The sequence below is a fragment of the Streptomyces sp. NPDC096152 genome, from assembly GCF_044763235.1.
Taxonomy (GTDB): Bacteria; Actinomycetota; Actinomycetes; order Streptomycetales; family Streptomycetaceae; genus Streptomyces.
In genome coordinates this window covers 264952-285955 of record NZ_JBIWFW010000006.1, presented here as the reverse complement: position 1 = coordinate 285955, position 21004 = coordinate 264952, and the positions used below count along the sequence as shown (strand labels likewise).

19 protein-coding genes are annotated in these 21004 nt (G+C 73.6%); 12 read left to right on the top strand and 7 right to left on the bottom strand.

Going from position 1 to position 21004, the window contains the following annotated elements; all coding sequences use genetic code 11:
• Positions 1–95: 95 nt before the first annotated feature.
• From ACIQ9G_RS21845 to ACIQ9G_RS21835, 3 genes are all read left to right on the top strand, one after another.
• Positions 96–1355 (top strand): MFS transporter, encoded by a 1260-nt coding sequence (locus tag ACIQ9G_RS21845; RefSeq protein WP_403611999.1) that lies wholly within the window; start codon positions 96–98, stop codon positions 1353–1355.
• A gap of 111 nt (positions 1356–1466) precedes the next feature.
• Complete coding sequence (locus ACIQ9G_RS21840) at positions 1467–1661, top strand: hypothetical protein (RefSeq protein WP_403611997.1); 195 nt, start codon at positions 1467–1469, stop codon at positions 1659–1661.
• A gap of 146 nt (positions 1662–1807) precedes the next feature.
• Positions 1808–2848, top strand: a complete 1041-nt coding sequence (locus tag ACIQ9G_RS21835; protein ID WP_403611994.1) for an NUDIX domain-containing protein — start codon at positions 1808–1810, stop codon at positions 2846–2848.
• A gap of 164 nt (positions 2849–3012) precedes the next feature.
• Here ACIQ9G_RS21835 and ACIQ9G_RS21830 read toward each other — a convergent pair whose 3' ends face one another.
• On the bottom strand, positions 3013–4368 hold the full coding sequence (locus ACIQ9G_RS21830) for a dipeptidase (RefSeq protein ID WP_403611991.1): 1356 nt from the start codon (positions 4366–4368) through the stop codon (positions 3013–3015).
• A 215-nt stretch (positions 4369–4583) separates the two neighbouring features.
• Between ACIQ9G_RS21830 and ACIQ9G_RS21825 the strand changes: the two genes are divergently transcribed.
• Complete coding sequence (locus ACIQ9G_RS21825; RefSeq protein WP_403611988.1) at positions 4584–5846, top strand: geranylgeranyl reductase family protein; 1263 nt, start codon at positions 4584–4586, stop codon at positions 5844–5846.
• Here ACIQ9G_RS21825 and ACIQ9G_RS21820 read toward each other — a convergent pair.
• Positions 5836–6288: a nitroreductase family deazaflavin-dependent oxidoreductase gene (locus tag ACIQ9G_RS21820; RefSeq protein WP_403611985.1), complete on the bottom strand. Its 453-nt coding sequence runs from the start codon at positions 6286–6288 to the stop codon at positions 5836–5838. The two genes, ACIQ9G_RS21825 and ACIQ9G_RS21820, sit on opposite strands and share 11 nt — an antisense overlap.
• Positions 6289–6417: 129 nt before the next feature.
• Between ACIQ9G_RS21820 and ACIQ9G_RS21815 the strand changes: the two genes are divergently transcribed.
• The 3 genes from ACIQ9G_RS21815 (at position 6418) to ACIQ9G_RS21805 (ending at position 9183) form a co-directional block, all read left to right on the top strand.
• Positions 6418–7107 (top strand): TetR/AcrR family transcriptional regulator, encoded by a 690-nt coding sequence (locus ACIQ9G_RS21815; protein ID WP_403611982.1) that lies wholly within the window; start codon positions 6418–6420, stop codon positions 7105–7107.
• Between the two features lie 181 nt (positions 7108–7288).
• A complete protein-coding gene (locus ACIQ9G_RS21810; RefSeq protein WP_403611980.1) occupies positions 7289–8521 on the top strand; it encodes a histidine kinase in 1233 nt (410 codons plus the stop codon).
• On the top strand, positions 8518–9183 hold the full coding sequence (locus ACIQ9G_RS21805; protein WP_403611977.1) for a response regulator: 666 nt from the start codon (positions 8518–8520) through the stop codon (positions 9181–9183). The genes ACIQ9G_RS21810 and ACIQ9G_RS21805 overlap by 4 nt, the downstream gene beginning before the upstream one ends.
• A 148-nt stretch (positions 9184–9331) precedes the next feature.
• On the opposite strand, the gene ACIQ9G_RS21800 is transcribed toward ACIQ9G_RS21805, so the two are convergent.
• Complete coding sequence (locus tag ACIQ9G_RS21800) at positions 9332–10069, bottom strand: maleylpyruvate isomerase family mycothiol-dependent enzyme (RefSeq protein WP_403611975.1); 738 nt, start codon at positions 10067–10069, stop codon at positions 9332–9334.
• Between the two features lie 154 nt (positions 10070–10223).
• Here ACIQ9G_RS21800 and ACIQ9G_RS21795 point away from each other — a divergent pair, with 154 nt between their 5' ends.
• Both ACIQ9G_RS21795 and htpG read left to right on the top strand, forming a co-directional pair.
• The gene (locus ACIQ9G_RS21795) at positions 10224–12722 is read left to right on the top strand and encodes an ATP-dependent Clp protease ATP-binding subunit (RefSeq protein WP_403611972.1); all 2499 of its coding nucleotides are present in this window, start codon (positions 10224–10226) and stop codon (positions 12720–12722) included.
• A 92-nt stretch (positions 12723–12814) separates the two neighbouring features.
• Positions 12815–14746, top strand: coding sequence for a molecular chaperone HtpG (htpG, locus tag ACIQ9G_RS21790; RefSeq protein WP_403611970.1), 1932 nt, complete (start codon positions 12815–12817; stop codon positions 14744–14746).
• A gap of 24 nt (positions 14747–14770) precedes the next feature.
• On the opposite strand, the gene ACIQ9G_RS21785 is transcribed toward htpG, so the two are convergent.
• Positions 14771–15352 carry a hypothetical protein gene (locus tag ACIQ9G_RS21785; RefSeq protein WP_403611967.1) on the bottom strand — a complete coding sequence of 194 codons (582 nt, stop codon included), beginning with the start codon at positions 15350–15352 and terminating at the stop codon, positions 14771–14773.
• A 169-nt stretch (positions 15353–15521) separates the two neighbouring features.
• On the bottom strand, positions 15522–16349 hold the full coding sequence (locus ACIQ9G_RS21780) for an MIP/aquaporin family protein (RefSeq protein ID WP_403611965.1): 828 nt from the start codon (positions 16347–16349) through the stop codon (positions 15522–15524).
• A gap of 294 nt (positions 16350–16643) precedes the next feature.
• Between ACIQ9G_RS21780 and ACIQ9G_RS21775 the strand changes: the two genes are divergently transcribed.
• Entirely contained in the window at positions 16644–17021 is a 378-nt protein-coding gene (locus ACIQ9G_RS21775) for a luciferase family protein (protein WP_403611963.1), read from the top strand.
• Positions 17022–17063: 42 nt separating this feature from the next.
• On the opposite strand, the gene ACIQ9G_RS21770 is transcribed toward ACIQ9G_RS21775, so the two are convergent.
• Positions 17064–17879 carry a DeoR/GlpR family DNA-binding transcription regulator gene (locus ACIQ9G_RS21770; RefSeq protein ID WP_403611960.1) on the bottom strand — a complete coding sequence of 272 codons (816 nt, stop codon included), beginning with the start codon at positions 17877–17879 and terminating at the stop codon, positions 17064–17066.
• A gap of 137 nt (positions 17880–18016) precedes the next feature.
• Here ACIQ9G_RS21770 and ACIQ9G_RS21765 point away from each other — a divergent pair, with 137 nt between their 5' ends.
• Together ACIQ9G_RS21765 and ACIQ9G_RS21760 are read left to right on the top strand one after the other, a co-directional pair.
• A complete protein-coding gene (locus ACIQ9G_RS21765; RefSeq protein ID WP_403611958.1) occupies positions 18017–18898 on the top strand; it encodes an SIS domain-containing protein in 882 nt (293 codons plus the stop codon).
• A gap of 51 nt (positions 18899–18949) precedes the next feature.
• A complete protein-coding gene (locus ACIQ9G_RS21760; protein ID WP_403611956.1) occupies positions 18950–19822 on the top strand; it encodes a ketose-bisphosphate aldolase in 873 nt (290 codons plus the stop codon).
• On the opposite strand, the gene ACIQ9G_RS21755 is transcribed toward ACIQ9G_RS21760, so the two are convergent.
• Positions 19812–20972 carry a methyltransferase gene (locus ACIQ9G_RS21755; RefSeq protein ID WP_403612635.1) on the bottom strand — a complete coding sequence of 387 codons (1161 nt, stop codon included), beginning with the start codon at positions 20970–20972 and terminating at the stop codon, positions 19812–19814. The genes ACIQ9G_RS21760 and ACIQ9G_RS21755 overlap by 11 nt on opposite strands.
• Positions 20973–21004: the final 32 nt, after the last annotated feature.

The window sequence follows — 21004 nt, the reverse complement described above, 5'->3', positions numbered from 1 at the left end:
TCCACCGCGCGGGAAGCGGGAGTGGGAGGAAGCGGTTGGAAGGGGTAGGCGGTGAACGGGCCGCCCGGCCCACCTCACCGGATCGGAGCGCAGACATGCCGACGTCCTCGACCACGCGCCGGGAGCCGGCCGACGGTGCGGCCGCGCCCGGCTCCCGGCGCGGGACGGCCCGCCGGTACGGCGCCGGGTTCTGGACGGTCGCCGCGGTGTTCGTCACGGCCATGGCCTTCTCCACCGTCCCGACGCCGCTCTACCCGCTGTACCAGGAGCACGACGGCTTCTCCACGTTCACCGTCACCGTCGTCTTCGCGGTGTACGCCGTCGGCGTCCTCGCCAGTCTGCTGCTGGCCGGGCACGTCTCGGACTGGGCCGGCCGCAGGAAGGTCCTGGTCGTGGCGCTCGCGCTGGAGCTCGCCGCCGCCGCGCTCTTCCTGGCCTCGTCCGCGCTCTGGGTGCTGATCGTCGCGAGGCTGGTCACCGGCCTCGGCGTCGGGATGCTGACCGCGACGGCCACCGCCCATCTGCACGAGCTGCACGGCGCCCACCGGCCCGGTGCCCCGGCGCAGCGGTTCGAGATCGTGTCGACCGCGGCCAACATCGGCGGCCTCGGCCTCGGCCCGCTGGTCGCCGGCGGCCTCGCCCAGTACCTCGGCGCTCCGCTGCGGCTGCCCTACGCCGTCTTCGGTGCCCTGCTGCTGGCCGGGATCGTCGCGGTGCTGAGCACCCCGGAGACGGTCGACAGGCCCGCGGTCCGCCCGGCGTACCGGCCGCAGCGGGTGAGCGCCGACCACGGCGACCGGGCGGGGTACTTCGCCGCGGCCGCCGCCGGCTTCGCCTGCCTGGCGGTCTTCGGGCTGTTCACGTCCCTGGTCCCCGGCTTCGTGGGCGGCACCCTGCACCATCCGTCCCGGGCGCTGGCCGGGCTGATCGTGTTCGCCGTGTTCGGCGCCGCCGCGACGGCCCAGACGCTCTCCGGCCGGCTCGGCGACCGGACCCGCCGCACCGTGGGGCTCCTCGCCCAGGCCGGCGGGGTGGCCGCCCTCGCGGTGGGCGTGCGCACGGCGAGCCTGCCGGTGTTCCTGCTGGCCGGGATCGTCGCGGGCGCGGGCGCCGGGGTGCTGTTCAAGTCGGCCGTCGCGGCCGTCGCCGCCATGGCCGCCCCGGAGCGCCGCGGCGAGGCCCTGGCCGGGCTGTTCCTGGTGTCCTACGTCGGCCTGGCCCTGCTGCCCGTCGGCCTCGGCCTGGCGACCCGCTACACCAGCCTGACCACCGCGATGACCTGGTTCACCGGGGTCGTCCTCGCCCTGCTCGCCGCGGTCGCACTGCTCGACCGCCGCCGCGGCACGACCCGCTGACGTCGCCCTGCGGCGACCTCCGCTCCGGTCGGGGCCGCTGTTCCCCCGGGGCATCTGCTCCGGTCGGGGACAGGGCGTGACCCCGACCCGGTTCCGTCGGTTGAACCGGTCATGAAGAAGCGCAGCATGCTCGCCATCGCCTCCCTCGCCACCGGTTTCGTGGTGGCCGCCATCACCCCCTCCCACGCCTCCGGTCACGAGCCGCTCGGCGACCTGAACATGAAGGACACCGTGGGCAGCGTCGACGACGTCGTCGGCCACGACGGCCCGTCGGCCGGCGAGGAGGTCCTCGGCGACAACGCCTGAGGCAGACGGCCCGTCCCGGTGCCGGTGTGCCCGCCCCATGGGGTGGGGACGCCGGCACCGTCGCGCAGGCGCCCTCAACGGGAGCCGGTTTCCGTGGCAGGGTGGAGCGGGCAAGCCACAGGGGGCCTAACAGAAGAGGGGGACCCGTGATCGTCTGGATCAACGGTGCGTTCGGTGCGGGGAAGTCCACGACCGCACGGGAACTGATCGAACTGATCCCGAACAGCACGCTCTTCGACCCCGAGGTCATCGGCGGCGCGCTCAGGTACCTGCTGCCGGCCAAACACCTCGCCCAGGTCGGCGACTACCAGGACCTGCCGATCTGGCGGCGGCTGGTGATCGACACGGCGGCCGCGATGCTCGCGGAGGTGGGCGGAACCCTCGTCGTCCCCATGACCCTGCTGCGCCAGGAGTACCGCGACGAGATCTTCGGTGGCCTCGCAGCCCGCCGGATCGGAGTCCACCATCTGCTCCTCGCCCCGGCTGAAACGATCCTGCGCGAGCGGATGGCCGGCCGGGAGGTCCCGCCCGACCTCCCCGACGGCGAGATGCGGGTGCGCCAGTGGGCCGACGACCACATCGAGCCCTACCGCGCCGCCCTGGCCTCCTGGCTGACCGCCGACGCCCACCTCGTCGACACCAGCGCGCTCACCCCGTACCAGACGGCCGTCCGGATCGCCGAGGCCGTCGGCAGCGGGACCCTGCCCGCCTGCGACATCGTGCAGACGCCCGAGCCCACCGCGGAGACCCTCGCCTCCGGCGTCCTGCTCTTCGACGAACAGGACCGGGTGCTGCTCGTCGATCCCACCTACAAGGCCGGCTGGGAGTTCCCCGGCGGGGTCGTCGAGCCGGGCGAGGCCCCGGCCCGCGCCGGGATGCGCGAGGTCGCCGAGGAGACGGGGATCGTTCTGGACGACGTGCCCCGGCTGCTCGTCGTCGACTGGGAACCGCCCGCGCCCCCCGGCTACGGCGGTCTGCGCCTCCTCTTCGACGGCGGCCGGCTCGACCCCGAGTCCGCCGGGCGCGTGCTGCTGCCCGGCCCCGAACTGCGGGACTGCCGCTTCGTCACCGAACGCGAGGCCGCCGACCTGCTCCCACCGGTCCGCTACGAACGCCTGCGCTGGGCCCTGCGCGCCCGCGAACGCGGCGCCGCGCTGTACCTGGAAGCGGGCGTCCCCCTCGGCTGACGTTCGCGCGGCCGCACGGCCGTGCCGGTCCTGCGGCCGTGCCGGCCCTGCCGCCTGCCGACCGTGCGTACGGCCCCGTCGAGTTCGACGACGTCCATGAGGACGACCGTAGGGCGGGCCCCCGCCGTGAGGCGAGGGCCCTCTGCCGTGGGCAGAATCGAGGCTCAGCCCGCCGCGTAGTTGCGCAGGAACAGGGCCTCCGCGACCGACAGCCGCTCCAGTTCCCCGGGGGAGACGCTCTCGTTCACGGCGTGGATCTGCGCCTCCGGCTCGCTCAGGCCGATGAGGAGGATCTCCGCGCTCGGGTAGAGGGCCGCGAGGGTGTTGCACAGCGGGATGGAGCCGCCCTGGCCGGCGTACTGCATCTCCTGGCCCGGGTAGGCGACCGCCATCGCGTCGGCCATGGCCTGGTAGGCCGGGCTGGTGGTGTCGGCGCGGAAGGCCTGGCCCTGGCCGATCTGCTCGGTGCGCACCCGCGCGCCCCACGGGGTGTGCGCCTCCAGGTGGGCCTGGAGCAGCTTGGTCGCCTCGGCCGCGTCGACGCCCGGCGGCACCCGCAGGCTGATCAGCGCGCGGGCGGCGGCCTGCACGGACGGGGTGGCGCCGACGACCGGCGGGCAGTCGATGCCGAGGACGGTGACGGCCGGGCGCGCCCAGATCCGGTCGGCGACCGTGCCGGAGCCGATCAGCCCGACGCCGTCGCGCACCTTGGCGTCCTTGCGGAACTGCTCCTCGTCGTACTGCAGGCCCTCCCACGCGGAGTCGCCGGCGAGCCCGTCCACGGTCGTCGAGCCGTCCTCGCTCCGCAGCGAGTCCAGGACGCGGATCAGCGCCGCCAGCGCGTCGGGGGCCGCACCGCCGAACTGACCGGAGTGCAGGTTGCCTTCGAGCGTGTCGATCTGCACGCGGAGCATGGTCATGCCGCGCAGGGTGCTGGTGACCGTGGGCAGGCCGACGCGGAAGTTGCCCGCGTCGCCGATCACGATGGCGTCCGCCGCCAGGAGCTCCGGGTGCTGCTCGGCGTAGCGCTCCAGGCCGCCCGTGCCCTGCTCCTCCGAACCCTCGGCGATCACCTTGACGTTCACCGGTATGCCGCCGTCGGCCTTCAGCGCGCGCAGCGCCAGCAGGTGCATGATGACGCCGCCCTTGCAGTCGGCGGCCCCGCGCCCGTACCAGCGGCCGTCCCGCTCGGTCAGCTCGAACGGCGGGGTCGTCCACCCGGCCTCGTCCAGCGGCGGCTGCACGTCGTAGTGGGCGTAGAGGAGGACCGTCTTCGCACCCTCGGGGCCGGGCAGGTGGCCGTAAACCGACTGCGTGCCGTCCGGGGTGTCGAGCAGGGCCACGTCCTCGAAGCCCTCGGCGCGCAGCGCGTCGGCGACCCAGCGCGCGGCGCCCTCGCTCTCGCTCCTCGGGAACTGGTCGAAGTCCGCCACCGACTTGAAGGCCACCAGCTCGGCGAGCTCCTCGCGAGCCCTGGGCATCAGGGAGGCGACGGTCTCGGCGACCGGATTCGACGACATGGGCACGCTCCTTGTGGGTGCGACGTCGTGCCGGTGGGTACCTGGGTGGGACTCGCGGCACGTCTGTGGTCCGGGTTGATCGTGTCAGCGTAGGCGCCCGCCGGTGAGCGGGCGCGTGCGCCTGCCGATCCTCCCACAGCGGCCGTCGGCGACGGCCGCCGTAGGATGCGGGAGACAGCAGCGGAAGCCGGCCTGATCGGGAGCAGCAGACCATCGTGAGCAGCGAGAACTCTTCGGCGGACGACGTGCAGCGGGTGTGGGACGTCGTCGTGGTGGGCGCGGGACCGGCAGGGGCCTCGGCGGCCTACGCGGCGGCGGTCGCGGGGCGGCGCGTGCTGCTGCTGGAGAAGGCGGAGCTGCCCCGCTACAAGACGTGCGGCGGCGGCATCATCGGACCCTCGCGCGACGCGCTGCCGCCCGGCTTCGAGCTGCCGTTCAAGGACCGGGTGCACGCCGTCACGTTCTCCAACAACGGCCGTTTCACGCGCACCCGCCGTTCCAAGCGGATGCTGTTCGGTCTGATCAACCGGCCCGAGTTCGACCAGCAACTCGTCGAGCACGCGCAGAAGGCGGGCGCCGAACTGCGGACGGGCGTCACGGTCTCGCGGGTCGAGCAGCACGGCTCGGCGGTGCCGGACCGGCGCACGGTCGCCGTGGTGCTCCAGGGCGGCGAGACCGTGCTCGCGCGCGCGGTGGTCGGAGCCGACGGCAGCGCCGGCCGGATAGGGGCGCACGTCGGGGTCAAGCTCGACCAGGTCGACCTCGGTCTGGAGGCGGAGATCCCGGTGCCGGAGACCGTCGCCGAGGACTGGCGGGGGCGGGTCCTCATCGACTGGGGTCCGATGCCCGGCAGTTACGGCTGGGTGTTCCCGAAGGGGGACACCCTGACGGTCGGAGTGATCTCCGCCCGCGGCGAAGGCGCCGCCACCAAGCGGTACCTGGAGGACTTCATCGCCCGGCTGGGTCTGGCCGGCTTCGAACCGAGCGTCTCCTCCGGTCATCTGACGCGGTGCCGGGCCGAGGACTCCCCGCTCTCGCGGGGGCGGGTGCTGGTGTGCGGCGACGCGGCGGGGCTGCTGGAGCCGTGGACGCGCGAGGGCATCTCGTTCGCCCTGCGGTCGGGCCGGCTCGCGGGGGAGTGGGCGGTGCGGATCGCCGAGGCGCACGACGCGGTGGACGCCCGGCGCCAGGCCCTGAACTACGCGTTCGCGATCAAGGCCGGACTCGGGGTCGAGATGGCCGTCGGCCGGAGCATGCTGGCGGTCTTCGAGCGCCGTCCCGGCCTCTTCCACGCCGTGCTGACCGGGTTCCGCCCCGCCTGGAAGGCGTTCAAGGACATCACGCAGGGCGCCACCTCGCTGGGCGAGCTGGTGCGCAGCCACCCCCTGGCCCAGCGCGCCCTGACCGCGCTGGACCGGCGGCCGGTCACCCCGGACACGCGCGCCGTCCCGGACGCGGAGGACACGGTCACTTCGTGACCGTGATCCGGAAGACGGGGTGGTCGGGGGCGGCGGCGAGGATCTCCTCGTCGGAGGACGCGGCCGTCACACCCCGGAAGTAGTCGTTGACCTGCCAGCCCCACCTGTCCAGGTAGGTCCGCAGCACGGGGAGCTTCTCGGCGTCGGGAAGCTCCATCGCGGTGAACGCGCGGACCTTGCGCCCGACGCGCAGCTCGCCGCCGCCGGCGGCGCGCATGTTGCGCACCCACTGGGAGTGGCCGCGGGCCGAGACGAGGTACTGGGCGCCCTCGTACGTGTGCGGATTGACCGGGATGCGCTGCATCTCGCCGGACTTCCGGCCGCGCACGGACAGTTCGGCGCTGCCGGCGAGGCTGAGGCCGTGCCGTGCCAGCCAGCCGATGACGCTGTTCAGCCGGACGGTCATCGGGCTGCCCTTGAGGTAGTACGGCGACGACGACATGGTTACCCCCACGAGTTCGGGAGAGCACTGCTCTCGCTGTGAGAGCAGTGTGCCCCGGGTCGGCACTCCAGTGCAAGAGCAGTGCTCTCGTTTGTGTGCGGTGCTCCGAAAACGTGGAACACTGGCCGTATGAGCGCCGCACAGGGAGCCCGGGCCCGGGCCAGGACGGAGATCACCGCCGCGATCAAGGACGAGGCGCGCAGACAGCTCGCCGCCGAGGGAGCGGCGAAGCTCTCGCTGCGTGCCGTGGCCCGCGCGCTCGGCATGGTCTCCTCCGCGCTCTACCGCTACTTCCCCAGCCGCGACGACCTGCTGACCGCGCTCATCATCGACGCCTACGACTCCCTGGGAGAGGCCGCGGAGGCGGCGCACGCCGCGCTGGCGGAGGCCGGCCCGCTGGAGCGCTGGACCGCCGTGTGCGAGGCGGTGCGCGGCTGGGCGCTCGCGCACCCGCACGAGTACGCCCTCATCTACGGCTCGCCCGTGCCCGGCTACACCGCGCCCGAGACCACCGTTCCGGCCGCGTCCCGGGTCGGCCTCCTCCTCATCGGCGTCGTGCGCGACGCCCATGAGAAGGGTGCGTTGACCGGGCCGACGCTGCCCGCCGACCTGCGCGAGGAGGCCGAGCGGATCGCCGCCGACCTCGCCCCCGACCTGCCGCCGGGGGCGGCGGCGGCGCTGGTCGCGGCCTGGGCGCAGCTGTTCGGGCTGGTCGGGTTCGAGCTGTTCGGGCAGTTCCACCGGGTGGTGGAGGACCGTGCGCCGTTCTTCCGGCACGCGGCGGTCCGGCTCGCGCTCGGGGTCGGCCTGGCGCCTTGACGCCTTGACGCCGCTGACGCCCCGCCGTCCAGCCGCCCTGAAGTTCCGGCGCCTCGTCCAGGTGCCACCGCGGGCGGGGGCGGGGCCGGTCTCCGGGGGTGGGCGTACTCTCCGGGGAGTACGGGTGATCACGACGCCCGGCTGACGCCGTCGGCGGCACCGGCCGTCTAGCGTGGCGGACATGGCAGAACAGCACGTACGCGGGGGCGGCCCGCCGCAGTGGTGGCGGCACGGGCCGCCCTGGTGGAACCGCCCGGACGGCGAGGAGGCGCGCCCCGGCCGCTGGCCCTGGCCGTCCACCGCGCTGTTCACGGCGTTCGTGCTCCTCGGCACCCATTTCTCCGCCCACAACCAGATCCGGCGGGAGCCGCTGGACGCGTACGCGGTCCTGCTGCTGTGCGTGGCCTCGGGACTGCTGCTGTGGCGCAAGCGGTACCCGGTGTTCGTCGTCTTCGGCACGGCCGCGGCGACCCTCGCCTACTTCGCCGCCGGATACCCGTACGGGCCGGTGTTCCTGGCCGTCGCCGTGGCCTGCTTCAGCGCCGTCGTCGCGGGGCACCGCCGGGCCGCCTGGGCGGCCGTGGGCGCGCTCTGGGCCGGACACGCGCTCATGGCGCTCTGGCTCTACCGGTGGCTGCCGCCCGCCGGGGACGCCGCCTCCTCCTGGGGCCAGCAACTCGTCATCGGCACCTGGGTGGTGGCCGTCGTCGCGGTCTCCGGACTGGCCCGCGTCCGCCGTGAGCAGTGGGCGAAGGAACGGGCCGAGCGGGCCCAGGCGGCCCGGCGGCGCGCCGACGCCGAACGGCTGCGGATCGCCCGCGAACTGCACGACGTCCTCGCGCACAGCATCTCCGTCATCAACGTGCAGGCGGGCGTCGGCCTCGCGCTCCTGGACAGCGACCCGGAGCAGGCGCGCACGGCGCTCACCACGATCAAGGACGCCAGCAAGGAGGCGCTGGGGGAGGTGCGTCAGGTGCTCGCCACCCTGCGAACCCCCGGCGACGCGCCGCGCGCCCCGGCGCCCGGCCTGGACCGGCTGCCGGAACTGGTCGAGGCCGCGGCCGGCGCCGGTCTCGACGTCGAGGTCGAGGGTGAGCCGCCCCGGCTGCCCCCCGGCACCGACCTCGCCGCCTTCCGGATCGTCCAGGAGGCCCTCACCAACGTCGTGCGCCACTCGGGCTCACGGCACGCGCGCGTGCGCATGGACATCGACCGGGACGGCGGCGCGCTGCGCCTGCGCGTCGACGACGACGGGCCCGCGACCGGCGCCGACGCGGGCGGCAGCGGCAACGGCCTGGCCGGGATGCGCGAGCGGGCCGCCGCGCTCGGTGGCGGCATCGAGGCGGGCCCGCGCCCCGGCGGCGGCTGGCGGGTGCGTGCCGTGCTGCCCCTGAAGACGGAGGAGGACCGGTGATCCGCGTACTGCTCGCCGACGACCAGTCGCTGGTGCGGGCCGGCTTCAAGGCGCTGCTCGACGCCCAGCGGGACATCGAGGTGGCCGGGGAGGCCGCGGACGGCGAGGAGGCGCTGCGCGGGGTGCGCGAACTGCGCCCCGACGTCGTGCTCATGGACATCCGGATGCCCCTGCTGGACGGGCTGGCCGCTACCCGCCGCATCACCGGCGACACGGAGCTGACGGACGTCAAGGTGGTCATGCTCACCACCTTCGAACTCGACGAGTACGTCTTCGAGGCGATCCGCTCGGGCGCCTCCGGCTTCCTGGTGAAGGACACCGAACCGGACGAACTCCTGCGCGCGGTAAGGGCGGTGGTGGCCGGCGACGCGCTGCTGTCGCCGGGCGTGACCCGCCGGCTGATCGCCGAGTTCGCCGCCCGCTCCAAGGAGCCGGCCGCCGCGGACGCCCTCGCCCGGCTGACCGAGCGCGAACGCGAGGTGATGGCCCTGGTCGGCATCGGCCTGTCCAACGAGGAGATCGCCCGCCGCCTGGTCGTCAGCCCGCTCACCGCCAAGACCCACGTCAGCCGCGCCATGGTGAAGCTCGGCGCCCGCGACCGCGCCCAACTGGTCGTCCTCGCCTACGAGTCGGGGCTGGTGCGGCCGGGCTGGCTGGGCTGAGGGCGGCTGCCGGGGGCGCCCCCGGGACATGCAGGGCCGCGATGAGTAGTCATGGCGGGCGTAGCCCTTTCCGTGTCCCTTCCCGCGTCCTTCCCGCGTGCGCCGCGACGGCAGCCGCTCCTGCCTGCGAGCGGGCCGGAGGGGGAGCTCAGACGATCGCCGACGTCTCCCGCCACAACCCGGCGAGCGCGGGGTCGCCCGTCACGCTCGGCACCGGCACCCGGTTCCACAGCGCCAGGTACAACTGCGCCGCCGTACCCGCCAGTTCGGCGTCCGCCTCACCCGAGTCCCCGAGCGCGGCGACCGGCGGCGTGTCCGACAGCCGTACGGTCCACACCGCCTCCGTGTCCGTGGCCCGCACCCGCAGCACCCGCGGGTTCTCCGTGCGGACCCGGCTCCGGGACCGGGCGTGGAAGCCCCGCAGCAGCTCGTCGACGCCGTCCACGGCGAACTCCGCGCCGATCGCCGTCGGGGCGCCACCACGCGCCGATTCGGCGTCGTAACGGTGCACCGCCGTCTCGTGCGCCTGCCGCCGGGCCCAGAAGGCCGACGGCGACGGAGAGGGCGCGGGGTGGAACGTCCAGCACTCCAGGTCGGCGGGCGCCGCGGCGAGGGTCTCGACGAGCCCGCGGTGGCTGTCGCGGTACCAGGCCACCAGCGCGTCACCGTCCAGATCCGGCGGATCGCCCATGGGGCGCGGCGACGCGCACGCGTCGGCCACGATGCCGGCGGCCCACCGGTGCACCACGCCGGTGTGCCGCAGCAGGTCCCGCACCCGCCACCCAGGGCAGGCCGGCACCTCGGCGGCGGTGCCCGCCTCCTCGGCGGCCGCGGCCAGCAGCCGCCCCTCCCGGTCCAGTGCGTCGACGAAATCGGTGGTCTCCATGCGGGGAGTCTGCCGGACGGAACCCGGCCGGGGGGAGACCGGGGGAGGGTGCCGGCGCCCCGTACGGCACCGGGTCGGCGTATGCCGCGTTGCGGTGGGCCATTCGGCGGGTTGGGCTGGTGGGGACTCATCCCCCACGCTGCGGACGGCGATCATGACGATGTCCCCCTTCGGTGCCTCCTTCGGCGGCCCGGACCCGTTCTCCGAGATCCTCAACCGCTTCTTCGGCATGACCCCGGGCGCCTCGCCCCCGCAGGTCCAGCGGGTGCCGATCGGGCGGCTGCTGACCGAGTCCGCGCACGAGCTGATCAACCTCGCCACCCGGCGGGCGGCCGAGGGAGGCAGCTCCGACCTGGACACCGAGCACCTGCTGTGGGCGTGCACGCAGGTGGAGCCCGCCCGTGGCCTGCTCGACCGGGCCGGAGCCGATCCGGACCACCTCGGCCGGGCCCTCGCCGAGGCGCTGCCCGGCGAGAGCGGCACCCCGTCCGCGCAGCCGGGCCTGACCCCGGCGGCCAAGCGCGTGCTGCTGCGCGCCTACGAGCGCTCACAGGCGTCCGGAGTGTCGTACATCGGGCCCGAGCACATCCTCGGGGCGCTGCTCGACACGCCCGGCGCCGCCGCGGCCCGTGTCCTTGCCGCCCACGGCATGGACCTCGACGGGCTGCGCCGCACCTCCGAGACGGCCGCCCGTGCCGAGGCCGCGCCGGGCGGGGACGGGACCGCGAGCGACACGCCGACCCTGGACCAGTACGGGCGCGACCTGACCGAGGAGGCGCGGGCCGGGAAGCTGGACCCGGTGGTCGGGCGTGCCGTGGAGATCGAGCAGACCGTGGAGGTCCTCTCCCGGCGCGCGAAGAACAACCCCGTCCTGATCGGGGAGCCGGGCGTGGGGAAGACCGCGATCGTGGAGGGCCTCGCCCAGCGGATCGTCGCCGGGGACGTGCCCAGGACGCTGGAGAACAAGCGGGTGGTCGCCCTCGACCTCACCGGACTGGTGGCCGGAGCGCAGTACCGGGGCCAGTTCGAGGAGCGCCTGAAGAACGTCATCGACGAGGTCAGGGCCGCCTCCGAGTCGACGATCCTGTTCCTCGACGAACTGCACACCGTCGTCGGCGCCGGTGCCACCGGCGAGGGCTCGATGGACGCGGGCAACATCCTCAAACCGGCGCTCGCCCGGGGCGAACTGCACGTCGTCGGCGCCACCACACTCGACGAGTACCGCCGGTACGTGGAGAAGGACGCCGCCCTGGAGCGCCGCTTCCAGCCGGTGATGGTGCCCGAGCCGACCGTCGAGGAGACGGTGCAGATCCTGGAGGGCCTGCGCGACTCCTACGAGGCCCACCACCAGGTGCGGTACAGCGACAAGGCGCTGGTCGCGGCGGCCGAGCTGTCGGACCGGTACGTCACCGACCGCTTCCTGCCCGACAAGGCCATCGACCTGCTCGACCAGGCCGGGGCCCGGGTGCGGCTGCGGTCCCTGGGCAGGTCCACCGAGGTCGTCGAGCGCGAGGACCGGCTCGCCAAGCTGCGCCGGGAGAAGGACCAGGCCGTCGCCGCCGAGGACTTCGAACGGGCCTCCGAGCTGAAGGACCGCATCGCGGAGGTGGAGTCGGAGCTGGCGGGCCTCGCCGAGCGCCGCGAGGGCGTGCTGGAGGTGACCGTCGACGACATCGCCGACGTGCTGTCCCGGCGCACCGGCATCCCCGTGGCGCAGCTGACCGAGACCGAGAAGGAGCGGCTGCTGAAGCTGGAGGAGGCGCTGCACTCCCGGGTCGTCGGCCAGGACGAGGCCGTCACCGCGATCGCGCAGGCGGTGCGCCGCAACCGGGCCGGCATGAGCGACCCCGACCGCCCCGTCGGCTCCTTCCTCTTCCTCGGCCCGACCGGGGTCGGCAAGACCGAACTGGCCAAGGCCCTGGCCGAGTTGCTCTTCGGCGACGAGAACCGCACGGTCCGCTTCGACATGAGCGAGTTCCAGGAGAAGCACACCGTCTCCCGGCTCGTCGGGGCCCCTCCCGGCTACGTCGGTCACGAGGAGGCCGGCCAGCTCACCGAGAGGGTGCGCCGCCAGCCCTACAGCGTGCTGCTCTTCGACGAGGTGGAGAAGGCCCACCCGGACGTCTTCAACACGCTGCTCCAGGTCCTCGACGACGGACGGCTCACCGACGCCCAGGGCCGCACCGTCGACTTCCGCAACACCGTGGTCGTCATGACCTCCAACATCGGCGCCCAGCGGATCCTCGCCCACCGGGGCGATGTCGGCGCCGTCCGGGACCAGTTGATGGCGGACCTGCGCGCCCGGTTCCTGCCCGAGTTCCTCAACCGCATCGACGACATCATCGTCTTCCACGGTCTGAGCGAGAGCGAACTCGGCCGGATCGTCGGCCTGTTGCTGGAGCGGAGCCGGCGGCGGGTACGGGCGCAGGGCCTGGAGCTGGAGGTCACCGAGCCGGCGAAGAGACTGCTCGTCGCGCACGGCCACCAGCCGGAGTTCGGCGCCCGTCCGCTGCGCCGCACCATCCAGGCGGAGCTGGACAACCGCATCGCCGACCTGCTGCTGAGCGACTCCGCGGGCCCGGGGGACACGATCGTGGCCGACGTGGTGGACGACGCCCTCGTCTGCCGTGTCGAGCACCCGGCGCCGGCGTAGCGGGGCCGGCGGGCCCGGAGAGCTGACCGGGTGTCCTACAGTGACTGCCGTCAGTCACGGCGACACGGCGATCTGTGAGGTACGCGCGAACCATGCCGACCGAAACGTTTGAGTTCCAGGTAGAGGCCCGTCAGCTGCTCCAGCTGATGATCCACTCGGTCTACTCGAACAAGGATGTCTTCCTGCGTGAGCTCGTCTCCAACGCATCCGACGCGCTGGACAAGCTGCGGCTGGCGGCCCTGCGGGAGGACGTCCCGGACGCCGACGTGTCCGATCCGCACATCGAGATCGAGACCGACCCGGACGCCCGCACCCTCACGGTGCGGGACAACGGCATCGGCATGTCGTACGACGAGGTCGGGCAGCTCATCGGCACCATCGCCAACTCCGGTACCGCCTCCTTCCTCCAGGAGCTGCGGGAGGCCCAGGACGCGGCCGGAGCCGAGGGCCTGATCGGCCAGTTCGGCGTCGGCTTCTACTCGGGCTTCATGGTGGCCGACGAGATGTCCCTGGTGACCAGGCGCGCCGGTGAGAGCCGGGGCACCCGCTGGACGTCCCGCGGCGAGGGCACGTACACGCTGGAACGGGTCGAGGACGTGCCGCAGGGCACCGCGGTCACGCTGCACCTCAAGCCGGCCGACCCGGACAACCAGCTCCACGACTACACCTCCGCCTGGAAGATCCGGGAGATCGTCAAGCGGTACTCGGACTTCATCACCTGGCCGATCCGGCTGGTCACCCCGGTTGCCGAGGCCGGTGCGGCGGACCGGGACGCCCCGGCGCGGGAGGACGCCCCGGCGGAGCCCGAGACGCTCAACTCGATGAAGGCGCTGTGGGCGCGCCCGCGCGAGGAGGTGTCCGACGACGAGTACCACGAGCTCTACAAGCACCTCGGCCACGACTGGCGCGACCCGCTGGAGACGATCCGGCTGCAGGCGGAGGGCACCTTCGAGTACCAGGCCCTGCTGTTCGTGCCCGCGCACGCCCCGCACGACCTGTTCACCCAGGGCGCCCGGCGCGGCCTGCAGCTCTATGTGAAGCGCGTCCTCATCATGGAGGACTGCGACGCGCTGCTGCCGTCCCATCTCCGCTTCGTCAAGGGCGTCGTCGACGCCCAGGACCTCTCGCTCAACGTCTCCCGCGAGATCCTGCAGCAGGACCGGCACATCCGCATGATGCGGCGCCGCCTGACGAAGAAGGTCCTGTCCTCGGTCAAGGACATGATGGCCAAGGCCCCGGAGCGTTACGCCACGCTGTGGCGGGAGTTCGGCCCCGTGCTGAAGGAGGGGCTGGTGACCGACTCCGAGAACCGCGACGCCCTCCTCGCCGTCGCGTCGTTCGCGACGACGCACGGCGACGGCGAGCCGGTCACGCTGAAGAGCTACGCGGAGCGGATGAAGGAGGGGCAGGAGGACATCTACTACCTGACCGGCGAGTCCCGGCAGAGCGTCGAGAACTCCCCGCACATGGAGGCGTTCCGCGACCGGGGCATCGAGGTGCTGCTGCTCACCGACCCCGTCGACGAGGTGTGGGTCGACGCCGTGGGCGAGTACGAGGGCCGGCGGCTGCGCTCCGTGGCCAAGGGCGAGATCGACCTCGGCGCGCGGCCCGAGGAGCCCTCCGGCGGCGAGCGGGAGAAGCGGGCCGAGGAGTACGCCGGGCTGCTCGGCTGGCTGACCGAGCGGCTCGCGGACGACGTCAAGGAGGTACGTCTGTCCTCGCGCCTGACCGTCTCCCCGGCCTGCGTGGTCTCCGACGCGCACGACCTCACCCCGGCCCTGGAGAGCATGTACCGCGCGATGGGCCAGGAGGTGCCGGCCGCCAAGCGGATCCTGGAGCTCAATCCGGGCCATGTGCTCGTCAAGGGCCTGAACCAGGCCTTCCGGGACGGCGAGGACCGTACGCGGCTCACCGGGACCGCCGAACTGCTGTACGGCCTGGCGATGCTCGCCGAGGGCGGCCGGCCGAAGGACCCGGCACAGTTCGTGAAGCTGGTGGCCGAGCGCCTGGAGCGCGCGCTGTAGCCGCCGGCGGACGGCGGCACCGCGTCAGCCCGTCTTGCGCCCCCACCGCGTGTCCACCCGGGCCCACTCCTCGGCCCACTGGTCCATGCGGTGGCGGTCCAGCCGGGCCCGGGCCAGCTTGGCGCCGCCGATGACCACGCCCACGGCGGCCGTCGCGGCCCAGAGCCCGCCGAGGGCCGCCTGGAAGGCGGCTTCCGCGTGCGAGACGGGCGGCGGGGTCAGGCGGCCGTGCCCGTCCGTCCACACCGTGACGTGGCTGCCGGGCCGCGCGGTGACCGGGACCCTGGCACGGCCCGTGTGCGCCGCGCCGTCCCGGTCGGTCCAGCGCACCGTGCCCCACACCAGGGCGCTGCTCGTGGGCCGGGCGGCCTCCCGCGTCGCCTCCTCGGTCAGCGCGGCCGACACCGGCCGGCTCCGGTCGCGCACCCCGTCGGCGCTCTGCCGCATCGCGCCCGCCGTCAGGAGCCCCGCGAGGAGGCCGCCGGCCACGGCGAGGAGGCAGGCGGCGACCAGGATCCACGCCTCCACGACATCACTGGTCCGCCGCAGCGGACTGCGCCGCCACCGCCACAGCAGGCGCTGCCACTCTCCCGCACGACGTGTCACCTTCGACACCCCCTCGTGAGCACCGACGGCCGCTCGGGGCACCTGTCGTTCCCCGACGCTGGGCGGCTCCTCCTGCCAGTGTGCTCCCGGATGGGATCGCGGGCCCGCCCGGAGGGCCCGCCCCGTCGCGGGCGGGCCCTTGAACCGGGTCCTCCTCCGTCACTCTCCGTCACGCATTCGCGGAGTCGGGCGTCGGGACCCGCCCGGGTTCCTGCTCCGCCGGCGTCACCGGCAGGTGCGGGGTGACGAGCAGGCGGTACGCCAGGGCGCCGATCATGCCGCCGATCAGCGGGCCGGCGATCGGCACCCAGAAGTAGAGGTGCCCGTACTGGTCCCGCCAGGCCGTGCCGTATCCCGTGAGGTAGCTCGCGAGACGGGGGCCGAAGTCGCGGGCCGGGTTGATGGCGTAGCCCGCGTCCGCGCCCCAGGCCATGCCGATGGCCACGACCAGGAAGCCGATGATCAGGGGCGCGAGGTTGGCGCCCGGCGGGGTGTTGAGCAGGTCGGTGACGGCGAAGATCAGCAGGACCAGGATCGCGGTGCCGATGATCTGGTCGCGCAGCGCGCCCCACTCGCTGACCGGGAAGACACCGTTGCCGGGGAGGGTCGAGAAGACGCCCTGGGTCTTGATCGTGTGCCCCGGGTCGGCCTCGGCGAGGATCTCGGTGTAGTTCCAGCGCACCAGCAGGGCCGCGACGAACGCGCCGAGCGTCTGCGCCAGGGCGTAGGGCAGGACCTTGCGCCAGGAGAAGCCCTTGAAGCAGGCCAGTGCCAGGGTCACCGCGGGATTGAGGTGGGCGCCGCTGACACGGGCGGCCATGTAGACACCGAGCGTGACGCCGAGGCCCCACGCCCAGGTGATGCTGTCGTGATCTCCGAGCTTCCCGGCCACGACCTGCGCGACCACACCGCAGCCGAACAGGATGAGGACCATTGTGCCCAGGAACTCGGCCATGAGCTCGCCGATCAGTCCCCGTCCGGACGTCCCGTCTGCCATGGGGCACCGCCTTCCACTCGCACGAGGTTGGGCGCGTTTCGGCCGCGAGCGTACCGATGTGGTGCTGGACGTCCAGGGGGCGGACGTCAAGCGGAAGTTGACCCTCTCACTTCGTGTACGTGCCGTGAGGTGCGGCGAGTTCGCCGGGCCGGTGCCGTGGCGAGGTACCGCCGGGCGTGCGGTGCGTACGTGCGCGGGCGTGCGTGCCCGGGCGGCGGGACGCGGTCGGACACGGATCGGTTAAGGCTCGCTCACGTATCGGTGTCCAAACGGTGAGCGCGCCATGATGGAACCATGACGTTGGCCGCACGTGCTCTTGCCCAACTGGCTTCCTGGCCCGACCTGATGGAGGCGGCGCCGAGTTGCGGTACGGGGCAGGCCCTCAGCTCCGCTCAAGGCGAGATAGCCCATTTCCACTCCGGCCGGGACGTCGACCTCCGGCTCACCGCCGGGGCCATCCGGCGGCTGGCGGGGGACCTGCGGCGGTTCGCGGCGATCCGGCTCGTGCCCGGTTCGCAGTGGGTGACGCTGCGTCTGGACGCCTCCGCGGACGTCGATCTCCTCATGACCCTGGTGAGCGTCGCACTCCAGGCCCAGCAGCGCGCACCGGAGGACGCCCGGCCCTTCCCGGGGTGCAACGACTGCCGCGGTGTGGGCTTCTTCCGCGCCTGAGCGGAACGGGCGGGCCCGGGGTGCGGGGCGGGGGACGAGCCGTCAGACGGTGACGACCCGGATGCCCGCCTCCTCGAACCGCCGTACCGTGTCCTGCCCCGCCGCCGTGTCCGTGACCAGCGTGTCCACCGACTCGGCCGGGCAGATCCGGGCGAAGGCGCGCCGGCCCAGCTTGCTGGAGTCGGCGGCGACGACGACCCGTTCGGCGCGCTCGCACAGCAGCCGATTGACGGCGGCCTCCGCCTCGTCGTGCGCCGCGGCGCCGTGCGCGACGTCGAAGGCGACCACCCCGAGCACCGCCACGTCCAGGGTGATCTGACTCAGCACCCCGTCCGCCAGCGGCCCGATGAGCTCGTACGACTGCGGGCGCGCGACCCCGCCGGTCACCACGATCTTGAACTGCGGCCGCACGGCCAGCTCGTTGGCGATGTTCAGTGCGTTGGTCACCACGGTCAGCGCCGGGGAGCCGGAGGACCCGGGGGAGCCGGACGGCCCCGGGGCGGCGGAGGTCAGATCGCCGCGCACCGCCAGGGCGCGGGCCACCTCCGTCGTGGTCGTGCCGCCGGTCAGGCCCACCGCCTCACCGGGCGACACGAGGTCCGCGACCGCCTTGGCGATCCGCTGCTTCTCGGAGGCGCGGCGGGCCGTCTTGTACCGCAGCGGCAGCTCGTAGGAGACGCCGTGCACGACGGCCCCGCCCCGGGTGCGCACGAGCATCTGCTGCTCGGCGAGCTGGTCGAAGTCCCGGCGGATGGTCGCGGCCGACACGCCCAGCTCGGACGCCACCTCCTCGACGTCCAGCCGGCCGCGCTCGACGAGCATCTCCAGCAGCGCCTTCCAGCGGGCGTCGCGCGACATCCGCGGGCCTCCGTTCCCTCGATCTCCCGAGACCCTAACGCACGCGGCAGCCGCCGTGATGCTTGATTGTGCGCGAAAACGAGCGCTATCTTGCAGGAACAATCACCAGGCATCGCCAGGGGAAGAGTGAGGGCGGCATGACCCATGTCGAGGACGAGCTGAGCAGCCAGCCCGAGTGCTGGACCCGCGCCGCGGCCGAGGCCACCGAGCAGGGCCGGGCCCTTCCGGAGCCGGGGGAGCGGGTCGCGATCGTCGGCTGCGGCACCTCGTACTTCATGGCCCAGGCGGCCGCCGCGCTGCGCGAGGGCGCGGAGGAGGGCGAGACGGACGCCTTCGCCGCCTCCGAGTTCCCCTACGGCCGCTCCTACGACCGGGTGCTCGCCCTGACCCGCTCCGGCACCACCACCGAAGTCCTCGACCTGCTCGGCCGGTTGAAGGGCCGTACGCGCACGACCGCCGTCACCGCGGACCCGGACACGCCCGTCATGGGAGTCGCCGACGACGTCGTGGTGCTCGACTTCGCGGACGAACGCTCCGTGGTGCAGACCCGGTTCGCGACCACCGCGCTCACCCTGCTGCGCGCCCACCTCGGGCTGCACACCGACACCGTCGTCGACGACGCCCGCACCGCCCTCGCCGAGCCGCTGCCCGAAGGGCTCGTGGACCGTACCCAGTTCACGTTCCTCGGCCGCGGCTGGACCGTGGGGCTCGCCAACGAGGCCGGGCTGAAGATGCGGGAGGCCTCGCTGTCCTGGACCGAGGCCTACCCGGCGATGGAGTACCGGCACGGGCCCATCAGCGTCACCACCCGCTCCACGGCCACCTGGATGCTCGGCCGGGCGCCGGAGGGGCTCGCCGACCAGGTGCGCGCCACCGGCGCCCTGTGGATCCAGGGCGAACTCGACCCCCTCGCCGAACTCGTCCGCGTCCAGCGCCTAGCGGTCGCCGTCGCCGCCGTCCGCGGCCTCGACCCGGACCAGCCGCGCCACCTGACCCGTTCGGTGATCCTCAACCCCTGACCCGCACTCCTGGCCCACACCTCCTGATCCCAGTCCCCGAAAGGACAGGCCGTGCCGCTTGCAGCCACCGGCGAGCTGATCACCGCGGCCGCCGCCGCGCGCTCCGCCGTCGCCGCCTTCAACGTCATCACGCTGGAGCACGTCGAGGCCGTCGTCGCGGGAGCCGAGGCGGCCGGCACCCCCGTCGTCCTCCAAGTCAGCGAGAACGCGGTCAGGTTCCGCTACGGGCGGATGCTTCCGCTCGCCCGCGCCGCCGTCGCCGCCGCCGAACGCGCCAGCGTGCCGGTCGCCCTCCACCTCGACCACGTGCAGAGCGACGACCTGCTGCGCCAGGCCCGTGACGCGGGTTTCAGCTCCGTCATGTACGACGCCTCCCGGCTGCCGTACAACGAGAACCTCGCCGCGACCGGGGCCGCCGCCGAATGGGCCCACGCCCAAGGTCTCTGGATCGAGGCCGAGTTGGGCGAGATCGGCGGGAAGAACGGGCGGCCGCCGCTCGACGCCCACGCCCCCGGGGCCCGCACCGACCCCGCCGAGGCGCACGCGTTCGTGACCGACTCCGGGGTGGACGCGCTGGCCGTGGCCGTCGGCAACACCCACGCCATGACCGAGCGCACCGCCGCCCTCGACCACGACCTGATCAAACGCCTCGCCGGCGCACTGGACGTACCGCTCGTCCTGCACGGCTCATCCGGCGTGCCAGACGCCGAACTGGCCGCGGCCGTCGCCGGCGGCATCGCCAAGGTCAACGTCGGCACCGCCTTGAACATCGCCATGACCGGCGCGATCCGCGACTTCCTCGCCGGCCGTCCCGAGGCGGTCGACTCGCGCACCTACCTCGGGGTGGGCCGTGAGGCCATGGTGGCGGAGGTGCGGCGGCTCGTCGCGGTCCTCGGCTCCGGCCGCCCGCCGGCTACCTCCTGACGGCCCTCAGCACCACGAACTTCGGGTCGCTCGCGACCAGTTCACAGGCGCCGAACAGGCGCCGCAGCTTGGCGTGGTACCCCAGGTGCCGATTGCCGATCACCCACAGCTCGCCGCCCGGGCGCAGCACGCGCCGCGCCCCGGTGAACATCCGCCACGCGGTCGTGTCGGTCGTCGCCTGGTGGGAGTGGAACGGCGGGTTGTTGAGCACCAGGTCCACGCTGCCGTCCGGTATCCCGGCCAGCCCGTCGCCGACCCGGAACTCGGCGTGCCCCGGCACGCCGTTCGCCCGGTACGTCGCCTCCGCCGAGGCCACGGCCTGGAACGACTCGTCCACGAACAGCACCTCGGCCTCGGGGTCCGCCAGCGCCACGGCCGTCCCCACCACGCCGTTGCCGCAGCCCAGGTCCACCACCCGCCGCGCGCCACGGCTTCGCGGCAGGTGCCCGAGGAAGAACCGGGTGCCGATGTCGAGCCGGTCCGCGCAGAAGACGCCGGCGTGGTTGACGACGGTACGCCCGGAGACGGCGCCGATCCCCTCGGGCAGCGCGTAGCGGTGCGGCCACGGGTTGTCGGGCCGCCGCACGGACGCGTCCGGGGTGCAGAAGATCAGCCGTGCCTTGCGCTCCGCGAGCGAGGTCCGGGTCGGTCCGAGCACCCGCTCGAACAGTTGCAGCGTGGAGGTGTGGATCTCCTTCACCATGCCGGTGCCGACGACGAGCGTGTCCTCGTGCACCGCGGGCGCCAGCCGCAGCAACTGGTCCTCCAGCAGGGCCAGGCTCTTGGGCACCCGCACCAGGAGGACGTCGACGCGGCCGGGCGGTGGATCCTGGGTGGTGAGCAGACGCACCGCACCGGTCTCCACGCCGTTGCGGGCGAGGTTGGCGCGGGTCGCCTCCTGGGTCAGGAACGAGTCGGTGATCTGCACCGGCCGGTGCGCGGCCAGCGCCGTGACCAGCGCGCCCCAGCGGTCTCCGACCACCACGACGGTTCCGGACAGTCCCGTCCCGGGCTCCCGGCCCGGCTCGTCCGGCTCCCGCTGCGCGAGGTGCCGCAGCAGGTACTCGTCGGACGCGTCCCAGGCGCGCAGCCGGTCGCGGGGGTCCTCGGGGAAGCGGGCCAGCTCCAGCTCGCCCCAGGGCGTCGTCATACGGTCGTTCATCGTCCGACAAGGCTAGCGGA